The organism is Pseudomonas sp. Sample_22 (assembly GCF_004307635.1).
GTDB lineage: Bacteria > Pseudomonadota > Gammaproteobacteria > Pseudomonadales > Pseudomonadaceae > Aquipseudomonas.
The window spans coordinates 41,924-59,815 of sequence record NZ_RCNY01000049.1; the positions used below are offsets into that span (position 1 = coordinate 41,924).

Consider the following 17,892-nt stretch of genomic DNA (forward strand, 5'->3'; position numbering starts at 1 on the left):
ACACAAGGAGTTTCATCATGATCAAACCCACGCCGAATCCGCCAGAAACCGATCCCACGTCACCCTACGAACCCAATTCCAAGACTCTCAACGATGCCGCCGAGCGCGCGCTCAACTCCCACTTCCCCTAGACGGCCGACATCAAAGCCACGCCGCGCACAGTCAGCACGCTGTTTACGGTAGACCCCGAAGTCAAGACTGAAACCCTGATGGTGTATCTGGTGGAGACGCTGGCCTCGGTGGATGTGATGGTGCATCAATTGGTCGATCATCTGGAGGGTGGCGACCGCAATGCGCTGCTGGGCATTTCCAACAGCATCATGCTGGCGGAGATCACGGCGAACCGTGTACTGGATCAGATTGACCCGCCGCAATGATCCGCTAATTGACGAAGGACCAAAAAAAAACCACCCCGACACCTTCAATGCCGGGGTGGCTCATAAGTGCTTCGCTATTTCACTTCAAATCGAACCGATCCAGGTTCATCACCTTGGTCCACGCTGCCACGAAGTCCTTGACCAGTTTCTCCTGGCCGCCGGCGCTGGCATAAACTTCGGCCAGCGCCCGCAGTTGAGAGTTGGAGCCAAAGACCAGATCGACCCGCGTCGCGGTCCATTTCTGTTGCCCGGTCTTGCGGTCTGTTCCGGTGAATTCCTCATTGGCCTCCGACACCGGTTTCCATTCCACGCCCATGTCCAGCAGGTTGATGAAGAAATCATTGGTCAGCGCTTGCGGGCGGCTGGTGAAAACGCCGTGGGCGGTTTTGCCGACGTTGGTGTTGAGCACACGCATGCCGCCAATGAGCGCAGTCATTTCCGGTGCGGTGAGCGTCAACAATTGCGCCTTGTCGATCAGCAACTTTTCCGCCGGGATGGTGTAACGGCCCTTGAGGTAGTTGCGGAAGCCATCGGCGATGGGTTCAAGGAAGCCGAAAGACTCGACATCGGTCTGCTCCTGGCTCGCGTCCATCCGCCCGGGTGTGAAAGGCACCGTGACGGTGTGTCCGGCATTTTTCGCTGCCTGCTCGACCCCGGCACAACCGGCCAGCACGATCAGGTCAGCCAGCGAGACTTTCTTGCCGCCGGCGTTGAACTCCTTTTGGATACCTTCGAGTTTTTCCAGCACACCCGAGAGTTGTTCCGGCTGATTGGCCTGCCAGAATTTCTGTGGCGCCAGACGCAGGCGCCCGCCGTTGGCACCGCCGCGTTTGTCGGAGCCGCGGAAGGTCGACGCCGCCGCCCAGGCTGTGGAAACAAGCTGCGACACCGACAGTCCCGAGGCCAGCAGTTTGCTCTTCAGCGCAGCGACATCACTGTCGTTGACCAGCTCATGATCGACTGCTGGAATCGGGTCTTGCCACAGCAGTTCTTCGTTGGGCATTTCCGGGCCGAGGTAGCGCGAAAGCGGCCCCATGTCACGGTGGATCAGTTTGTACCAGGCGCGGGCAAAGGCGTCGGCCAGTTGGTCGGGGTTCTCCAGGAAGCGCCGCGAAATCGGCTCGTAGATCGGGTCGAAGCGTAGCGCCAGGTCGGTGGTCAGCATGGTGGGATCACGCCGTTTGGACGGATCGTGGGCATCCGGGATGATGCCAGCGCCTGCACCATTTTTTGGCTTCCACTGATGCGCGCCAGCAGGGCTCTTGGTCAGTTCCCACTCGAAGCCGAACACGTTCTCCAGGAAGTTGTTGCTCCATTGGGTCGGGGTCGTTGTCCAGGTGACTTCCAGGCCGCTGGTAATGGTGTCGGGGCCTTTACCGGTACCGAACTTGTTCCGCCAGCCCAGCCCTTGCTCTTCCAGGCCGGCCGCTTCGGGCTCGGCCCCGACATTGTCCGCGGGACCCGCGCCGTGGGTTTTGCCGAAGGCGTGACCACCGGCGATCAGGGCCACGGTTTCTTCATCGTTCATCGCCATGCGACCGAAGGTTTCGCGAATGTCCAGGCCGGCGGCGACCGGATCCGGATTGGCTTCGGGGCCTTCCGGGTTCACATAGATCAGGCCCATTTGCACAGCGGCCAGCGGGTTTTCCAGATTGCGGCCAGGCTCGACACGGCTGTCTTCGTTTTCCCCAGGCTCGGCAACGAGCGGGCCTTCACCGGGTTTCTGCATCGGTTGATCGTTTTTGCCGTAACGGGTATCACCGGCCAGCCATTTGCTTTCCGAACCCCAATACACATCTTCGTCCGGTTCCCAGACGTCCGGGCGGCCACCGGAAAAACCAAACGTCTTGAAGCCCATCGACTCCAGCGCCACGTTGCCGGTGAGCACGATCAGGTCGGCCCAGGAAATGTTGCGGCCGTATTTTTGCTTGATCGGCCAGAGTAGGCGGCGAGCCTTGTCGAGGCTGACGTTATCCGGCCAGCTGTTGAGCGGTGCAAAGCGTTGCTGGCCCGAGCCGGCACCACCGCGCCCGTCACCGGTGCGATAGGTGCCGGCGGAGTGCCAGGCCATGCGCACAAAGAGCGGGCCATAGTGGCCGAAGTCGGCGGGCCACCAATCTTGCGAGTCGGTCATCAGCGCCGTCAGGTCTCTTTTGACGGCTGCAAAGTCCAGCTGCTTGAAGGCTTCGGCATAGTTGAAGTCTTCGTCCATGGGATCGGAGAGGGACGAGTGCTGGTGCAGGATCTTCAGATTCAGTTGATTCGGCCACCAGTCGCGGTTGGTTGTGCCACCGCCGGCGGCCTGATGAAACGGGCATTTCGATTCAGTTGCCATGTGTGAGCTACCCTCGGTCGTGTCATTCAGCTGACCGCCCCGGTTGTGGTCGGACAGCAGTGATTGAAATCAATGACTCAGGCTTGCGGCCGTGCAATGCGATCTTCTGATCGATCTGGCCATGCGGGTATTCTGAACACAGGCAACGCAATTGCCGACAGGATGACCCACGGTACGCCCAGTCAGTTGCAGACTCGTTCTTATCTCGTTATCAGGTCTTGGCCGGCCAGATGGCACCGGCGTTAGATAATGCTAGTCGCCCCTTGGGAAGTCAGCTAATAGCCGCAGTATTGGCAGCCGATAGGCGAAATCTTTCAGGGGCGAGGCGTTTTGCAAAAGCCGTCAGGCCTTGACCCAGCGTTGACGGCTCCAGCTGCTCAACGTATCGACAGCGAATACCAGTAATAGCATGGCCAGGATGACTGTGCTGGCCTGAGCCTCTTGAAACAGGCTGAGACTGACGTACAGCATCTGTCCCAGACCACCGGCACCGACGAACCCGAGCACGCTGGCCATGCGGATGTTGTTTTCCCAGCGATACAGAATGTAGGCCACCATTTGCGGCCACAGGTTGGGCAGCGTGCCGTAACAGAACGCCCATATCGCGTTGCCACCTTGCAGGCGGATCGCTTCGGCGGGTTGCGCCGGGGTGTTTTCCAGCGCTTCGGCGAACAGCCGGCCGAGTACCCCAGTGGTGTGCAGGGCCAGCGCCAGGGTGCCGGCATTGGGACCGAGCCCGGCGGCCAGCACCATCAACGCCGCCCACACCAGTTCCGGTACTGCGCGCAGGGCGTTGAGCACCAGGCGTGACGCGCTCTGCAACGGCCAGCCGAACCGTCCCGCCGCCGGCAATGCCAACATCAGGCCGAATACCGCCGCGAGCAAGGTGCCCAAAGCCGACATGGCGATGGTTTCCACTGCGCCATGACCGATGGCTTGCAGGTGAGTTGGGCTCAAGTCCGGGCTGAGGAAACGCCGGGCATAATCGGCCATGCGCCCGAAATTGCCGGTGGCGCCGAGTTCGCCGAGGTCGATGCCCAGGTAGACGAAAGAGGCGATGGCCGCGGCGACGATGCCCAGCAACAGCGCCAGGTTGATCAAGCGATTCATGCCAGCCTCCAGCGCAGCAAACGGCTGAGTTGATCGGCGAACAGCACCAGCACCAGGAACGTCAGTAACAGACTGGCGACTTCACCGCCGGCGAACATGCGCAACGACAGGTCCATTTGCTGGCCGAGGCCCCCGGCACCGACAAACCCCATCACCACCGAGGCGCGGATCGCGCATTCCCAGCGGTACACCGTGTACGACAACAGCTCCGCCGCGACATTGGGCACAATCCCGTAGACGAAGGCCGCGAGGCGACCACTGCCGGCTTGCAGCAACGCATGGGCGGGGCGCTGGTCCACCGACTCGTAGATCTCCGCGTAGACCTTGCCCAACATGCCGCTGTAGGTAATGGCAATGGCCAGGACCCCGGCCGTCGGCCCGAGGCCCACGGCACGCACGAACAACAGCGCCCAGACGATCTCCGGCACGCTGCGCAGGAAGATCAGCAAGCCGCGCACCGGCCAGCGCAGCCATTGGCCCGAGGAATCGGGACGCCCTGCGCGGGACGCCGCCGACAACGACAACGCCCGGCTGGCCAACAGGCTGGCGGGCACGGCCAGCATTAGCGCCAGGGCCATGCCTGCGGTGGCGATGGCCAGGGTTTGCAGGGTGGCTTGCAGGAGCAACTGGAAGAATTCTTCGCCATGGGCCGGTGGCCAGAACGCCGAGACAAAACGGCCCATCTCGCTTTGGCTGTCGCTGGCCACCAGCACGCTCAAATCCAGTTCACTGAAGTGAATGCCTGGCCACAGCAAGGCAATGACCGATAGCGTCAGCAGCAGACGCGGTCGGGCGGCCGGGTCTCGGGTATCGCGTTTCAGCATCGAGGAATCTGCACAACCAGAGGGACCGGTGGGACCGGAGGCGAAAGCAACTGTTCGTTGGCGTAGAGCCTGTCGAGCAGTTCGCGGTCGACGGCGCTGGCCGGCAGGTCGAACATAATCTGTCCGTCGCGCAAGCCGATGATCCGTGAAAAATGCGCCAGGGCCAGTTCCACTGCATGCAGGCTGGCGACCAGCGTGACGTTGTGTTCCCGTGCATGACGGCACAGCACTGACAGGGTGTGTTCGGCCAGTACCGGGTCCATCGCCGACACCGGCTCATCGGCCAGCAACACCTCGGGCGCCTGATACAGCACGCGCGCAATGCCCACGCGCTGAAGCTGGCCGCCGGACAGTTGCTGGCATTGGGCGAACAACTTGTCGCCCAGGTCCAGCCTGGCCAACGCCGCCCGTGCGCCGGCGACATCCAGCGGATGCAGCAGGTTCATCAGGCTTTTGCCCAGGCCCCACTGGCCAATCTTGCCGGCCAGCACCGCCGTGACCACCCGTTGGCGCGGCGGCAGCGGCGGCGACTGGTGGACCAGGCCGATTCGCGCGCGCAAGCGTTGGCGTTGGCGGGCAGACAGTTGCCACGCACGTTCGCCGAGCAGTTGAAGCTCGCCGCTGCTCGGTTGCAGGGCGGTGCCCAGCAGATTGAGCAGGCTCGATTTACCCGCACCGGACGGGCCGATGATGGCGACCTGTTCGCTCGCCGCGATGTGCAAGTCCACGTTATGCAGCGCGTGGATGCCATTGGTATGGGTCAGGTTGACCCGGGTCAGCTGCAGGGTCATTTGAGCAGGTCGGCAGCGCGCGCGGCTTCCTCGATGCCCTTGTAGTTATCCGGGCTGGTTTCGATGAAACGGCTGGCGGCCTGCAGGTCGAGAATGGCCTTGTCCGCCGGTTTTGCCGGATCGAGGGCCAGGAACGCTGCCTTGATTTTCGCGGCCAGCGCCGGGTCGAGGGTGCCGCGCACGGTCCAGTTGTAATCGAAATAGGTGGGCGTGGTGGCAAACACTTTGACTTTGTTGGTATCGACTTTGCCGGCAGCAACCAGTTTTTCCCAGACGCTGGCGTTGAGCACGCCGGCATCGACTTTGCCGGCCTGGACCCAGGCAACCGTGGCGTCATGGGCGCCGGAATAGCCGACGCGGCTGAACCAGGTTTCCGGCTTGATGCCGTCCTTGAGCATGAAGTAGCGCGGCATCAGACTGCCGGACGTGGACGACACCGATCCGAAGGCGAAGGTCTTGCCCTTGAGGTCGGCGAGGGATTTGACGGCCGGGTCCGCGGTGATGAATTTGCTGGTGAACTGCGCGTCCTGTTCACGCTGGACCAGGGGAATGGCGTTGCCGGTTTTCAAACGGGCCTGGACGAATGTGAACCCGCCAAGCCAGGCCAGGTCGATGCGGTCCGTGGCCAGCGCTTCGACCACCGCCGGGTAGTCACTGACGGGCACGAACTCGACTTTCATACCCAACTGTTGTTCCAGATAAGCGCCCAGTGGCTTGAACTTGCGCAGCAATTCGGTGGGGGCTTCGTCAGGAATGGCGCTGACTTTAAGGGTGTCGGCGGCCTGCGCCAGCAAGCTGCTGATGGACAGGGTCAAGCCGACGGCCAGTGCCAGGGTACGCATGAGCATGAAAGTTCTCCGTTTCATTCACTACAAAAAAAGGCGCTGCGTCCCGCATGGGCGGTGAGTGGCATGGCGCAGTGTGAGGGTAGCCGAAACGGAGGGTGAGCATGAACTCCTGCTTTGCATTCAGTGTGTTTGATCAGGCCGTCCGGCGAGCTGAAAGGACCGCCAGACGCCAGCGATCAAACGTCAATAAACATCCCGCAGGTAGCGTTTTTGCTCGCTCATATGCCGCCAGTAATCGGCGGCGCAGTCCGCGCCAAGTCCGCCATGCTGTTGCGCAACCTGGCGCAAGGCCCGGTCGACGTCCTTGGCCATCTGGCTGGCATCGCCGCAGACGTACACCTGCGCGCCTTCCTGCAACCAGCGCCACAGTTCGGCGCCTTGTTCGCGAATGCGGTCCTGCACGTAGATTTTTTGCGCCTGATCGCGGGAAAACGCCAGGCTCAATCGGGTTAACAAACCATCGCGCTGCATGCCCTGCAATTCGTCGCGGTAGTAGAAATCGCTGGCGGCATGTTGCTCGCCAAAAAAAAGCCAGTTATGGCCCTGATCACCTCGTGCCCGACGCTCCTGCAGAAAGGCGCGAAAGGGCGCCACGCCGGTGCCGGGGCCGATCATGATCATCGGTACATCACCATCGACCGGCGTGCGGAAGTGCTTGGACGGCTGGACGAAAACCGGCACATGGCCGTTTTGCGCGCGGTCGGCAAGAAACGTCGAGGACACGCCTTTGCGTTTGCCATAGCGCACGGCGGCGACGGTGAGGTGCACTTCCTGCGGGTGCGCCTTGGGGCTGGACGCGATGGAATACAGGCGCGGTTGCAGGCGCTTGAAGGTGCTGAGCAGTTCGCTGGCCGAGCAATCGACCGGAAACGCTTGCAGCACGTCCGCCAGTTGCCGGCCCCACAGCCAGTCTTTGAGCTCAGCCTTGCGCTCGCTGCCCAGCAGTTGTTTCAGTGCGGAATTGGCACTGCGTTCGGCAATCAATGCCAGCGTTTCCTGGCTGGGGCGAGCGATTTCCAGATGCTCGGTCAGGGCCTGGTGCAACGGCACCTCACCGAGCTTGTCGAGGGTGACGGTGGCGTCGGCGCTCATGCCCGTCAGTTCGAGCAATTCGTCGACCAGTTCAGGGCAGTTGCGCGGGTAGACCCCCAGTGCGTCGCCCGCCTCGTAGCTGAGGCCAGAGTCCGCCAGGTCCAGGGAAAACATGCGGGTTTCCTTGTTGTTGCTCTGGCGGTTGAGGTGAAGATTGGTCAGCAGTCGCGAGGCATGCGGTCGGGTCTTGCAGGGTGCCTCGACCGTGCTGGGCGCTACGATAATGGCCGGCTCGTCGATCACCGAAGGCGCAGGCTTGAGGACTTTGTGCAATTGAGCGAGCCAGTTGTCGGCACGCTCTTCGAACTCAGTGTCGCAATCGACCCGTTCGATCAGGCGGGTAGCGCCCAGCTCCTGCAGGCGTTGATCGAGTTGCTTGCCGTGCTGGCAGAACTGGTCGTAGTTCGGGTCACCCAAAGCCAAAACCGCAAAACGCAGGGATTCAAGGCGCAGTTGGGCATTATTGAGGGTGTGCCAGAAACCTTCGCCATTGTCCGGTGGGTCGCCATCGCCGAAGGTGCTGCTGATCAGCGCCAGGTTGGCGGTAGTCGCCAGTTTGCTGGCTGGAAAGTCAGCCATCGGGCTCAGCTCCACGGCTATCCCGTCGTCACGCAGGCGCTTGGCAAAGCGCTCGGCCAGTGCCTCGGCATTGCCGGTTTGCGAGGCCCACAACAGGGTCAGCGCGGGTGTGCGGTCTGCCGCAACCGGGGTCGCTGGCGCCGGGCTGTCGGCCAGTTCGACGCGACTGAACAACCCACCCAGCACACCGTCAAGCCATAGCCGGGTAGTCGCAGCCAGTGGCGCGTTGGCCGGCATGACCGGTACGCCAGCGATCTGGCGGCCCGCGGTGGATTGCAGGCCACTGACAAAACCGGCGAGGTAGGTGCGTTCGTTATCGCTGAGTGACGGGGAGGGCAGGCTGCGAATGCCCGCGAGATCGGCGAAGGTCTCGATGCTCGACATGACGAGTTCCTCGGAGAGTGTGCAAGCGGGGAGTGGGGCGGTGGCCGGTGCAGGCGAATCGAGAAATTGATGGTTGATCAGTTCGACTCGTTGCAGGGCAACGGCACAAAACTTGAATTCCGGTTGCAGGGAGATCGGGTCGACGGCATCGCTGGTGACTGCGTTGATGGCCAGGTTGTCGCCAAACACATCGTTCCAGTGGAAAGGCGCGAAGCAATTGCCCTCGCGCACCCGTTCGGTCACCACCGCCGGCAATACTGCGCGGCCGCGCAGCGAGCGCACTTCGACCGGGTCCTTGTCCTTGATGCCCAGGCGAGCGGCATCTTCAGGATGAATCTCGATGAACGGCCCAGGGTTGAGTTTGTTCAGGGTGTCGACTTTGCCGGTCTTTGTGAGGGTGTGCCACTGATGCTGCAAGCGACCGGTATTGAGCACGAAGGGAAAGGTTTCATCGGGCATCTCTGCCGGTGACAGGTGCGGGCGGGCGAAGAACTTGCCCTTGCCGTTCGCGCTCGGGAACACGATGGCGGGTCGGCTGCCGTCGGCGTCCAGCTTGAGTGCCTGGCTTACGCCGTCATTCACATAGCGGATCGGGTTGCGTATATCGGCGCTGGCGTCGGCACACGGCCATTGCAACGACTGTTCGCGCAGACGGGCATGACTGGCGCCACGCATGTCGTAACCGGTCTGCGGATTCCAGGCGCGTTTGATCTCTTCGAACACCTCATTGGCATCGGTGTAGCTGAAGGCCTCGGCGAAGCCCATTTCGCACGCCACCCTGGCAATGATTTGCCAGTCGGGCAGGGTTTCGCCGGGCGCCTGCACGGCTTGTTGCATCAGCGTCAGGTTGCGTTCGGAGTTGATCATCACGCCCTCCGCCTCGGCCCATAACGCACCCGGCAGAAGGATATCGGCGTAGCGATTGGTCTCGGTGTCGAGAAAGGCGTCCTGGGTGATTACCAGTTCAGCGGCCTGCAAGCCTTCGATCACTTTCTGGCGATTGGGCACGGACGCTACCGGGTTAGTGCAGATGATCCAGCAGGCCTTGATCTGCCCGGCGCTCATCTGTTCGAACATCGCCACGGTGCCGGCACCGGCTGCGCGCGGCAGGCTGTCGTGGGGGATGTTCCACAAATCCTCGATGAATGCGCGATCCGCCTCCACCAGCAGAGAGCGCTGGCCGGGCAGGCCTGGTCCCATGTAGCCCATCTCGCGGCCGCCCATGGCATTTGGTTGACCGGTCAGGGAAAACGGCCCGCTGCCCGGGCGGCAGATCGCGCCGGTGGCCAGGTGCAGGTTGCACAGGGCATTGGTGTTCCAGGTACCGTGGGTGCTTTGGTTCAGGCCCATGGTCCAGCAGCTCATCCACTCGGCGGCTTCGCCGATCCATTGCGCAGCCTGACGGATGTCCGCTTCGGGCAGGCCGGTGATTTCTGCGACGGCATCCGGCGAATAGTCCTCTAGGAAACCGGGCATCGCCTCCCAGCCTTCGGTGAAGGTGGCGATGAAGGCCGGGTCGGTGTGGCCGTTTTTCACCAGCAGGTGCAGCAGGCCATTGAGCAAGGCCAGGTCGGTGCCGGGTTTGATCGGCAGATACAGATCGGCCTTGTCCGCCGTGGCGCTGCGCCGTGGATCGACCACGATCAGTCGGGCGCCGGCCTTGACTCGATCCATCATGCGCAGGAACAGGATCGGATGACAGTCGGCCATGTTGGCGCCGATCACGAAAAACAGATTCGAACGGTCAAAATCCTGATAGGAACCCGGCGGCCCGTCGGCGCCGAGCGACAGCTTGTAGCCGCTGCTGGCGCTGGCCATGCACAAGCGCGAGTTGGACTCGATATTGGCGGTGCGGACAAAACCCTTGGCCAGTTTGGTAATCAGGTACTGGGCTTCAAGCGACATTTGCCCCGACACATAGAACGACAGCGCATCGGGACCGTGGTTATCCAGAATGGTGCGCAGACTTGTCGCTGTCTCAGTGATGGCCGAATCCATTGCCATACGCACCGGATCTCGACTGCGTTCCTGGCGCAGGTAGGCATTTTCCATGCGCCCCGATTCGGCAATGGCCTTGCCGCATGTCGTGCCTTTGGTGCACAGCCGGCCGAAGTTGGCCGGATGGCTTTTGTCACCCGTGACTTTGACCACTCGGTTGTCTTCGACGTGCATGACGATGCCGCAGCCCACGCCACAATAGGGACACACACTGCGCACGGTTTTATTTGCCATCCTCGCCCCTCGAATCTCTACCGGCACCTGAGCGGTGCGCAAACGCAAAAGGCGCCATGCGGCCCTCCGTAAAAAACGGGGGCTACACGGCGCCTTTGTCGTATAGGTGCAATCAGCGTTGACTGCGTTTGAGGTACTTAGCAAACAGCGCGCCAGAATGTCCGGGGCCGCGCCGAATCAGGGGTTCAAGGCAGGAAAGGGTAAATCGGCATGGGTGCTGCGTGCACTTTTATATGGCGATGCACTTAATGGTGCACCAGCCCAAGGCGGGCCTTCGCAGTCCTTACCGGAATGACAGGCGCAAACGGTCAATGATTTGCTCGACGCTCGGGCCCGGGATGTTTGGCGGTTCCGGGCTCTCGCCAAATTCGCGCCAGATGAACAGCGTCAGCTCGGCGCCATCGGTCAGTGTATGAGCGTGGGCACCCGCACCGAAGTTCTTCAGTAATCTGTAGCGATCATCCTGCCAGAACAATTCTTCGACCCAGTGATAGACCGGGATGCAATGGAAATGAATGGGGAATGCCGGGTCATGGCCAAAGCGGCTGATATAGAGCCATTTGGGTTGCAGTTGCGTCTGCAGGATCTTCTGCACTTTGCCGAGCAGGCTGCCGAGTTCAATCAACGCGGCTTCGGGAAGTTCAGCCAGTGAACTGGTGTTGTATCGCGTCCCCAGCACCAGATAGCCAGGGAGCTTTGACGACATGTGATGGTTGAGTATCCAGTGTGCCGTTTCATGGATGATGAATTGTGGAGCTATGTCCATGGATGAGTGTCCGTTGTCGAAGCAGGCAGTAAAGGCATGGTCGTAGAGCGCATTGAACTGCAGCGCAAGGCGTGACTATGCAATCCCTTGGCCGTTGTCGTATACCTCCACTTCAGCAAGACTCTGCGTCACATGAACTCGCATCCGCTACTTCAGATTTTAGTTCCGGCTGTACAAAGTGCGACACGTTTTTCTGGAAAAAAAACGCCTCATTGTCATGCCGGGGATGGTGCAGGTTTCGGGCGGCAGGAATTTATGGATAAAACCGGGTGCTGACCACCAGACAACGGTGTGTTGATTTAACACCAAGGTATAAAGATCGGCCTGACGTGCCGATATACAATGACACCCGCCGAGGTGCCCGCACTTGAGCCTCACTAACAGGGAAGAATCATGAACGTCACTGCGTCCTCGTCCTCGTCCAGCGCCTTGATCGCTGCCTATACCTCTGCCGCCAACACCAGCACGACGAGTGCCCGGGGCAAAGTGGCGGACAGCAGCGCAGCGCCGGATCAAACGCAGAATGATGACGCGGTGAGCTTTTCCAGCGCGGCCACTGATTACAGCGATGCGATTGCCAGCAACGCGCGGTACTTTCCGGTGCGCGCGGGGATGAACGCCGATGCGTTGATTCTTGGTGTGGCCCAGCCCGGTGCGATTTCCAGCTCCAGGGACAAAACCTTCGCCGACGTCGCCCTCGATGCCCGCAAGCGCATGGATGAAAAATATGCGCAGATGTCGGGCAGCGGCAAGCCCTACGACAACAGCATGGCCGACCGTAATGCGCTGATGGGCGACCTTGACCGGCGCTCGTTGTATGCGGTCGCCACCAATGAAGGCGGGAAGTTCACCAAGCAAGAGCAAGCCGCAGCGCAGGACGTGATGCGCCAGCAGGCCCAGCTCGCCACTGGCTACTACGTCGGGCCGGAAGATCAGCAGAAGAACTGGCGGGATCCTTTCGCCAATGACCCGGTCGGACGAGCCAAGGCTGCCTTGAGTTTCATGGACAACATGAGCCCCGAAGAGAAGGCCACACCGCAATGGCTGTCCCAGCGCAACACGCTGCAAACCGCGCTGGATCAAGCGACGGCGGCCGATCCCGTGGAGCTGGCGAAGAAAAAACAACTGTATTTCCCGATCCTCGCCGAGATTCTGCAGAACGGCACCAGCTGGTTCGACAAGAAAGACTCGGATGAAAAGAACGCCAGTGACGCGCTGGACAAGCTCAAAGCGATTGTTCAGTCCACTCGGTGAAAAATCAGTCCGGTATTCGCGAGTTAGCCTTTTCGACCGACTGATTTGTCCTTTAGGCGATATGTACTGGCTTATTAGCGTTAGTCGGTAATTCGCCGCAGGGGTAGAGTCGAGATCACGTTCCTGGCCAACCCGGATGATCCCGATGACCCGCCCGCGCTTTTTACCCGACAACTTCACCCTGACCCTGGTCGGTGTGGTCATTCTCGCCAGTTTGCTACCGGCCAGCGGTCAGGTCGCGGTCGGCTTCGGCTGGTTGACCAACATTGCCATTGCCCTGCTGTTTTTCCTGCACGGCGCCAAGCTGTCGCGGGAATCGATCATCGCCGGCGCCGGCCACTGGCGCCTGCATTTGCTGGTGTTCGGCCTGACGTTTGTGCTGTTCCCGTTGCTCGGCCTGGCACTCAAGCCATTCCTATCGCCGTTGATCGGCGACAACCTGTACATGGGCATGCTTTACCTCTGTGCGCTGCCTGCCACGGTGCAGTCGGCGATTGCCTTTACCTCGTTGGCCCGCGGCAATATCCCTGCGGCGATTTGCAGCGCGGCGGCGTCGAGTCTGTTCGGGATCTTCCTCACACCGTTGCTGGTGACGTTGCTGATGGACGTGCACGGCGATGGCGGTTCGACAGTCGATGCCATCCTGAAAATCAGCGTGCAACTGTTGCTGCCGTTCGTTGCCGGACAAATCGCCCGCCGCTGGATCGGCGCCTGGGTGGCACGCAACAAGGGTTGGCTGAAATTTATCGACCAAGGTTCGATCTTGCTGGTGGTCTATGGCGCGTTCAGCGAAGCGGTGATCGAAGGCATCTGGCACCAGATCCCGTTGCGTGATCTGGCCGGACTGGTGGTTGCCTGCTGTGTGTTGCTGGGGCTGGTGCTGGTGGCTTCTACCGTGCTGGGCAAAGTCTGCGGCTTCAGTCAGGAAGACCGCATCACCATCCTCTTCTGCGGCTCGAAGAAAAGCCTGGCCACCGGTGTGCCGATGGCGCAGGTGCTGTTCGCCGGCAGCACCATCGGTGTGCTGATCCTGCCATTGATGTTGTTCCATCAGATTCAATTGATGGTCTGCGCGGTCCTCGCGCAGCGTTTCGCCAATCGCCCGGAATCGGTGCCCGAGTTGATGGGGCAGGTCGATCCTTGATTGCATCCGGCTAACCCGCTGTTGGCGAGGTTAGCCGGTCACGCGTCGGCCGGTCAGTGTGAATGCCGGGGCTCGCCACCGCTGCGGGCGATCACCCGCATGTGCAGGGTGGCCGGTTCCAGGCAGCCGCCGGTGGACAGTTGCCCGACCAATTGCCTGTAGAGCTCCTGCCACGGGGTTTGCGAGGCCGGGATGTTCGGTGTCCATTCGGCGCGGCGGCGGGCCATTTCGGCTTCATCGACCAACAGGTTGACCGAGCGGGCATTGAGGTCCACCCGCAGGCGGTCGTTGGTTTTGAGCAACGCCAGGCCACCGCCCACCGCGGCTTCCGGGGACATGTTGAGAATCGACGGGCTGGCCGAAGTGCCGCTCTGGCGACCGTCGCCCAGGCAGGGCAGGGAGTCGATGCCTTGCTTGATCAGCGCCGCTGGCGGGGCCATGTTCACCACCTCGGCACTGCCGGGATAGCCCACGGTGCCGGCCCCACGAATCACCAGGATGCAGCGCTCGTCGATGTCCAGCGCCGGGTCGTCGATCCGTGCGTGATAGTCCTCCGGGCCTTCGAACACGATGGCTCGCGCTTCGAAGCTGTTTTCTGCGCCGGGTTCGGACAGGTAAGTCTTGCGAAACGCTTCGCCCACCACCGACATCTTCATGATCGCGCTATCGAAGAAATTACCGCTGAGTACGATGAAACCGGCGCGGTGCTTGAGTGGGGTTTCGAACGGATAGATCACATCGGCGTTGCTGGTCAGGCTGCTGCTGACGATCTCGCCGATGGTCTTGCCGCTGACGGTGGCGCAGTCTTCATGCAGGCGCCCGGCTTTTTGCAGTTCATGCATCACCGATGGCACGCCGCCTGCGCGGTGGAAGCCTTCGCCCAGGTACTTGCCTGCCGGCATGCAGTTGACCAGCAGCGGCACGTCTTCGCCGATGCGTTGCCAGTCGTCGAGACTCAACTCGACGCCCATGTGCCGGGCGATGGCGATCAGGTGCGGCGGGCAGTTGCTCGAGGCGCCCAGCGCCGAAGCCACGGCAATCGCGTTCTCGAAGGCTTTGCGGGTCATGATCTGCGACGGACGCACGTCCTGCAGCACCAGTTCACAGATGCGCTTGCCGGTGGCGTAGGCCATTTGTCCGCGTTCGCGGTACGGTGCCGGAATGCTCGCGCAACCGGGCAACGACATGCCCAGGGCTTCGGCCAGGGCGTTCATCGACAAGGCCGTGCCCATGGTGTTGCAGTGGCCGACCGACGGCGACGCCGCAGTGGTCATTTCCATGAAGCCTTCGTAGTCGATCTCCCCGGCAGCCATCAGATTGCGCGCGTGCCACAGCACGGTGCCAGAGCCGATCAGTTCACCCTTGTGGTGACCGTCGAGCATCGGGCCGCCGGACAGAACGATGGCGGGCAAGTCGGTCGTCGCGGCGGCCATCAGGCAAGCTGGAGTGGTTTTGTCACAACCGGTCGTCAGCACCACGCCGTCCAGCGGGTAGCCGTGCAGAATCTCGACCAGCCCCAGATACGCCAGATTGCGGTCGAGCGCCGCGGTCGGACGGCGCGACTGTTCGGCAATGGGATGCACCGGGAATTCCATGGGAATGCCACCGGCATCGCGGATGCCTGCCTTGACCCGTTGCGCCAGTTCCAGGTGATGACGGTTGCACGGGGTCAGATCGCTGCCGGTCTGGGCAATGCCGATGATCGGACGGCCCGATTGCAATTCCTCGCGGGTCATCCCGTAGTTCATGTAGCGTTCGACGTACAGGGCAGTCATGTCCGCGTGGGCAGGGTCGTTGAACCATTGCTCGCTGCGCAGGCGACGTTTCGGGGTGTCACTCATGATTCATGTCTCTCTTGTAATTGGATGAATCGACAATCTGTTGCGGTTTCAGCGTGCGAGCAGACCCCGGGACGCGAGGTTGCGCAGCAGGGCGCTGACGCCAAAGGTCCACGGCGCGGCCTCGCTACTGTGGGTTACCAGGTTGTGCAGGCTGCCGAGCAACGGGCTGCTGATGCTGACCCGGTCGCCCAGTTTGTGGGTGAATCCGCTGCCGACATGATCGCGATCTTCAGTGGGGGCGAACAGGGTACCGAGAAACAGTAGAAAACCATCGGGGTATTGATGATTGGCATTCAACGTCTGGCCGGCCAGGTCCTGCGGGTCACGGCTGATCTGGCTCATGGAGCTGGATCCCTGCATGCGGTAACCGTCCTCGCCCTGCACCTGAAGGTCGACCACGCAGGCACGCACATCATCGAGGCTGAAGTGCTCGTCGAACAGGCGAATGAATGGCCCGATGGAGCAGGATGCGTTGTTGTCCTTGGCCTTGCTCAGCAGCAGGGCACTGCGGCCTTCGAAGTCCCGCAGATTGACGTCGTTGCCCAGGGTCGCGCCATGGATCTGTCCACGGCTGTTCACCGCCAGCACCACTTCCGGTTCCGGATTGTTCCATTGCGAGCCGGGGTGAATGCCGATCCGGTTGCCGCTGCCGACGGCGGCCAGCACCGGAGCCTTGGTGAAAATTTCTGCGTCCGGCCCAATGCCGACCTCCAGGTATTGCGACCACATGCCTTGTTCGATCAGCAGGGCTTTCAAACGCATCGCTTGCTCGGAACCCGGCACGATCGAGCGCAGGTTGTCGCCGATCACTGCATGCACGGTGGCTCGCACGGCTTCGGCTTTCGCCGCGTCACCGCCGGCCTGCTCTTCGATCACGCGTTCGATCATGCTGGCGGCGAAGGTCACCCCGGCGGCCTTGATCACCTGTAAATCCAGCGGTGGCAACAGGTGCGGTTGTGCCGGATCGGCGTCTGGCCCGGTGTTGGCCAGCAGCGCTTCAATGCTGCAGATAAAAGCGCCTGGCGTTTGCCGCACGGCCGACAGCGCAGAGTCCGATTCCAGCAAGTCACTGAGTGTCGCGAAACGTTCTGACAGGTCAAACACGCCATCGGCGCGCAGGACGATCGGCGAAGGCCCGGCGATCTTGCCCGGAACCCAGGCGCGACCGATCAGTGTGCCGGACACACCATCGGCCGGCAGGGTGTTTTCGGGGGTAAGCATTAGCGACATGGCGAAACTTCCTGGTTCGTAAAGCCTTCACGCTAGGGTGGGCAGTCGATAAACTCCAATGAGATATATTCAGTATTCGATAACGTCCGGTTATTACTTCGCCGAGGATCGCCCATGTCAGAACTGTCCTTCTCCAGCGTCTGCGGCTGGCTCAAATTCAGGCATTTGCTGCTGATCGACACCCTGGGGCGCACGCGCAATATGCACCTGGCGGCCCAGCAAATGAACCTGAGCCAACCGGCGATCAGCAAGATGCTCAAGGAAATCGAAAGCTTGCTGGGTTTTGCCTTGTTCGAGCGCCAGCCGCGGAGCATGCCGCCCACGGCGCTGGGCGAACATGTGCTGCGTTATGCGCAGATCGCCTTGAACGATGCGCGTTCGTTCGTCCAGCAAATCAGCAGCCTGCGCGAAGGCGGACACGGCCACCTCAAGGTCGGCGGGATTTTCGCGGCGACGGCGGTCGCTTTGCCCGAAGCCATTTTGCAGATCAAGCAGCGCTCGCCGTTGCTGTCCATCGAAGTGGTCGAGCAAACCAGTAATCACCTGATGGAAATGCTTGAAGAGAAGAAGCTCGACCTGGCCGTTGCCCGTTTCACCGACCAAAGCCAACAGCAGCGTTATGACTTCCAGCCGCTGGCGCCCGAACCGTTCTGCATCGTCGTCAACAACCGCCATCCATTGGCCGATGCCGGTCCGACGTCATTGCAGCAACTGGTGGACTTGCCGTGGATTCTCTACCCGGTGGGCACGCCGATTCGCGCTCGCATGGAACTGGCCTTCGCCGAGGCCGGGGTGGGAATGCCGCGCAACACGGTCGACACCATTTCAATGCAGACCTTCCTCCAGGTTTTGCAGCGCGGGCCCATGATCGGCATGTTGCCCAATGCGATGGTCAATCCGTTGCTCGACAGCGGTCAGCTGAAGACCCTCGACACGCCTTTGCACCTGGTCCCGCAGGATTACGGCATCCTCACGCGCAAGGGCGAGCAACTGGTGGGAGCGGCCCTGGAATTTGCGGAAATCCTCAAGGAGAACGCGCGGTTGACCAGGGATTTGGTCAGTTGAATGGGGCAAAACCTTTGCCT

At 61.4% G+C, this 17,892-nt stretch carries 12 protein-coding genes and 1 pseudogene; 4 read left to right on the forward strand and 9 right to left on the reverse strand.

Going from position 1 to position 17,892, the window contains the following annotated elements; all coding sequences use genetic code 11:
- The first annotated feature begins 17 nt into the window (after positions 1-17).
- Positions 18-377 (forward strand): annotated as a pseudogene (locus D8U73_RS12745) (hypothetical protein).
- 79 nt (positions 378-456) lie between these two features.
- Here the strand turns inward: D8U73_RS12745 and katG are convergent.
- The 7 genes from katG to D8U73_RS12780 form a co-directional block, all read right to left on the reverse strand.
- Entirely contained in the window at positions 457-2,712 is a 2,256-nt protein-coding gene (gene katG / locus D8U73_RS12750) for a catalase/peroxidase HPI (protein WP_130904653.1), read from the reverse strand.
- A 342-nt stretch (positions 2,713-3,054) separates the two neighbouring features.
- The gene (gene phnE, locus D8U73_RS12755; protein WP_130904654.1) at positions 3,055-3,822 is read right to left on the reverse strand and encodes a phosphonate ABC transporter, permease protein PhnE; all 768 of its coding nucleotides are present in this window, start codon (positions 3,820-3,822) and stop codon (positions 3,055-3,057) included.
- The gene (locus tag D8U73_RS12760; protein WP_130904655.1) at positions 3,819-4,646 is read right to left on the reverse strand and encodes an ABC transporter permease; all 828 of its coding nucleotides are present in this window, start codon (positions 4,644-4,646) and stop codon (positions 3,819-3,821) included. Before D8U73_RS12760 ends, phnE begins: the two co-directional genes overlap by 4 nt.
- A complete protein-coding gene (locus D8U73_RS12765) occupies positions 4,640-5,437 on the reverse strand; it encodes an ATP-binding cassette domain-containing protein (protein WP_130904656.1) in 798 nt (265 codons plus the stop codon). Before D8U73_RS12765 ends, D8U73_RS12760 begins: the two co-directional genes overlap by 7 nt.
- Positions 5,434-6,285, reverse strand: a complete 852-nt coding sequence (locus tag D8U73_RS12770; protein ID WP_130904657.1) for a putative selenate ABC transporter substrate-binding protein — start codon at positions 6,283-6,285, stop codon at positions 5,434-5,436. Before D8U73_RS12770 ends, D8U73_RS12765 begins: the two co-directional genes overlap by 4 nt.
- Positions 6,286-6,468: 183 nt before the next feature.
- Positions 6,469-10,572, reverse strand: coding sequence for a bifunctional nitrate reductase/sulfite reductase flavoprotein subunit alpha (locus tag D8U73_RS12775; RefSeq protein WP_130904658.1), 4,104 nt, complete (start codon positions 10,570-10,572; stop codon positions 6,469-6,471).
- A gap of 283 nt (positions 10,573-10,855) precedes the next feature.
- Positions 10,856-11,338: a hypothetical protein gene (locus tag D8U73_RS12780; protein ID WP_056853348.1), complete on the reverse strand. Its 483-nt coding sequence runs from the start codon at positions 11,336-11,338 to the stop codon at positions 10,856-10,858.
- A 393-nt stretch (positions 11,339-11,731) separates the two neighbouring features.
- On the opposite strand from D8U73_RS12780, the gene D8U73_RS12785 reads away from it, so the two are divergent.
- On the forward strand, positions 11,732-12,592 hold the full coding sequence (locus D8U73_RS12785) for a hypothetical protein (RefSeq protein ID WP_130904659.1): 861 nt from the start codon (positions 11,732-11,734) through the stop codon (positions 12,590-12,592).
- A 145-nt stretch (positions 12,593-12,737) separates the two neighbouring features.
- The gene (locus D8U73_RS12790; protein WP_130904660.1) at positions 12,738-13,736 is read left to right on the forward strand and encodes a bile acid:sodium symporter family protein; all 999 of its coding nucleotides are present in this window, start codon (positions 12,738-12,740) and stop codon (positions 13,734-13,736) included.
- A gap of 53 nt (positions 13,737-13,789) precedes the next feature.
- On the opposite strand, the gene D8U73_RS12795 is transcribed toward D8U73_RS12790, so the two are convergent.
- Together D8U73_RS12795 and D8U73_RS12800 are read right to left on the reverse strand one after the other, a co-directional pair.
- Positions 13,790-15,577, reverse strand: a complete 1,788-nt coding sequence (locus D8U73_RS12795; protein ID WP_130904661.1) for an IlvD/Edd family dehydratase — start codon at positions 15,575-15,577, stop codon at positions 13,790-13,792.
- 48 nt (positions 15,578-15,625) lie between these two features.
- Entirely contained in the window at positions 15,626-16,807 is a 1,182-nt protein-coding gene (locus D8U73_RS12800; protein WP_130904662.1) for a fumarylacetoacetate hydrolase family protein, read from the reverse strand.
- 114 nt (positions 16,808-16,921) lie between these two features.
- Between D8U73_RS12800 and D8U73_RS12805 the strand changes: the two genes are divergently transcribed.
- Positions 16,922-17,872, forward strand: a complete 951-nt coding sequence (locus D8U73_RS12805; protein WP_130904663.1) for a LysR family transcriptional regulator — start codon at positions 16,922-16,924, stop codon at positions 17,870-17,872.
- The last annotated feature ends 20 nt before the right edge of the window (positions 17,873-17,892 follow it).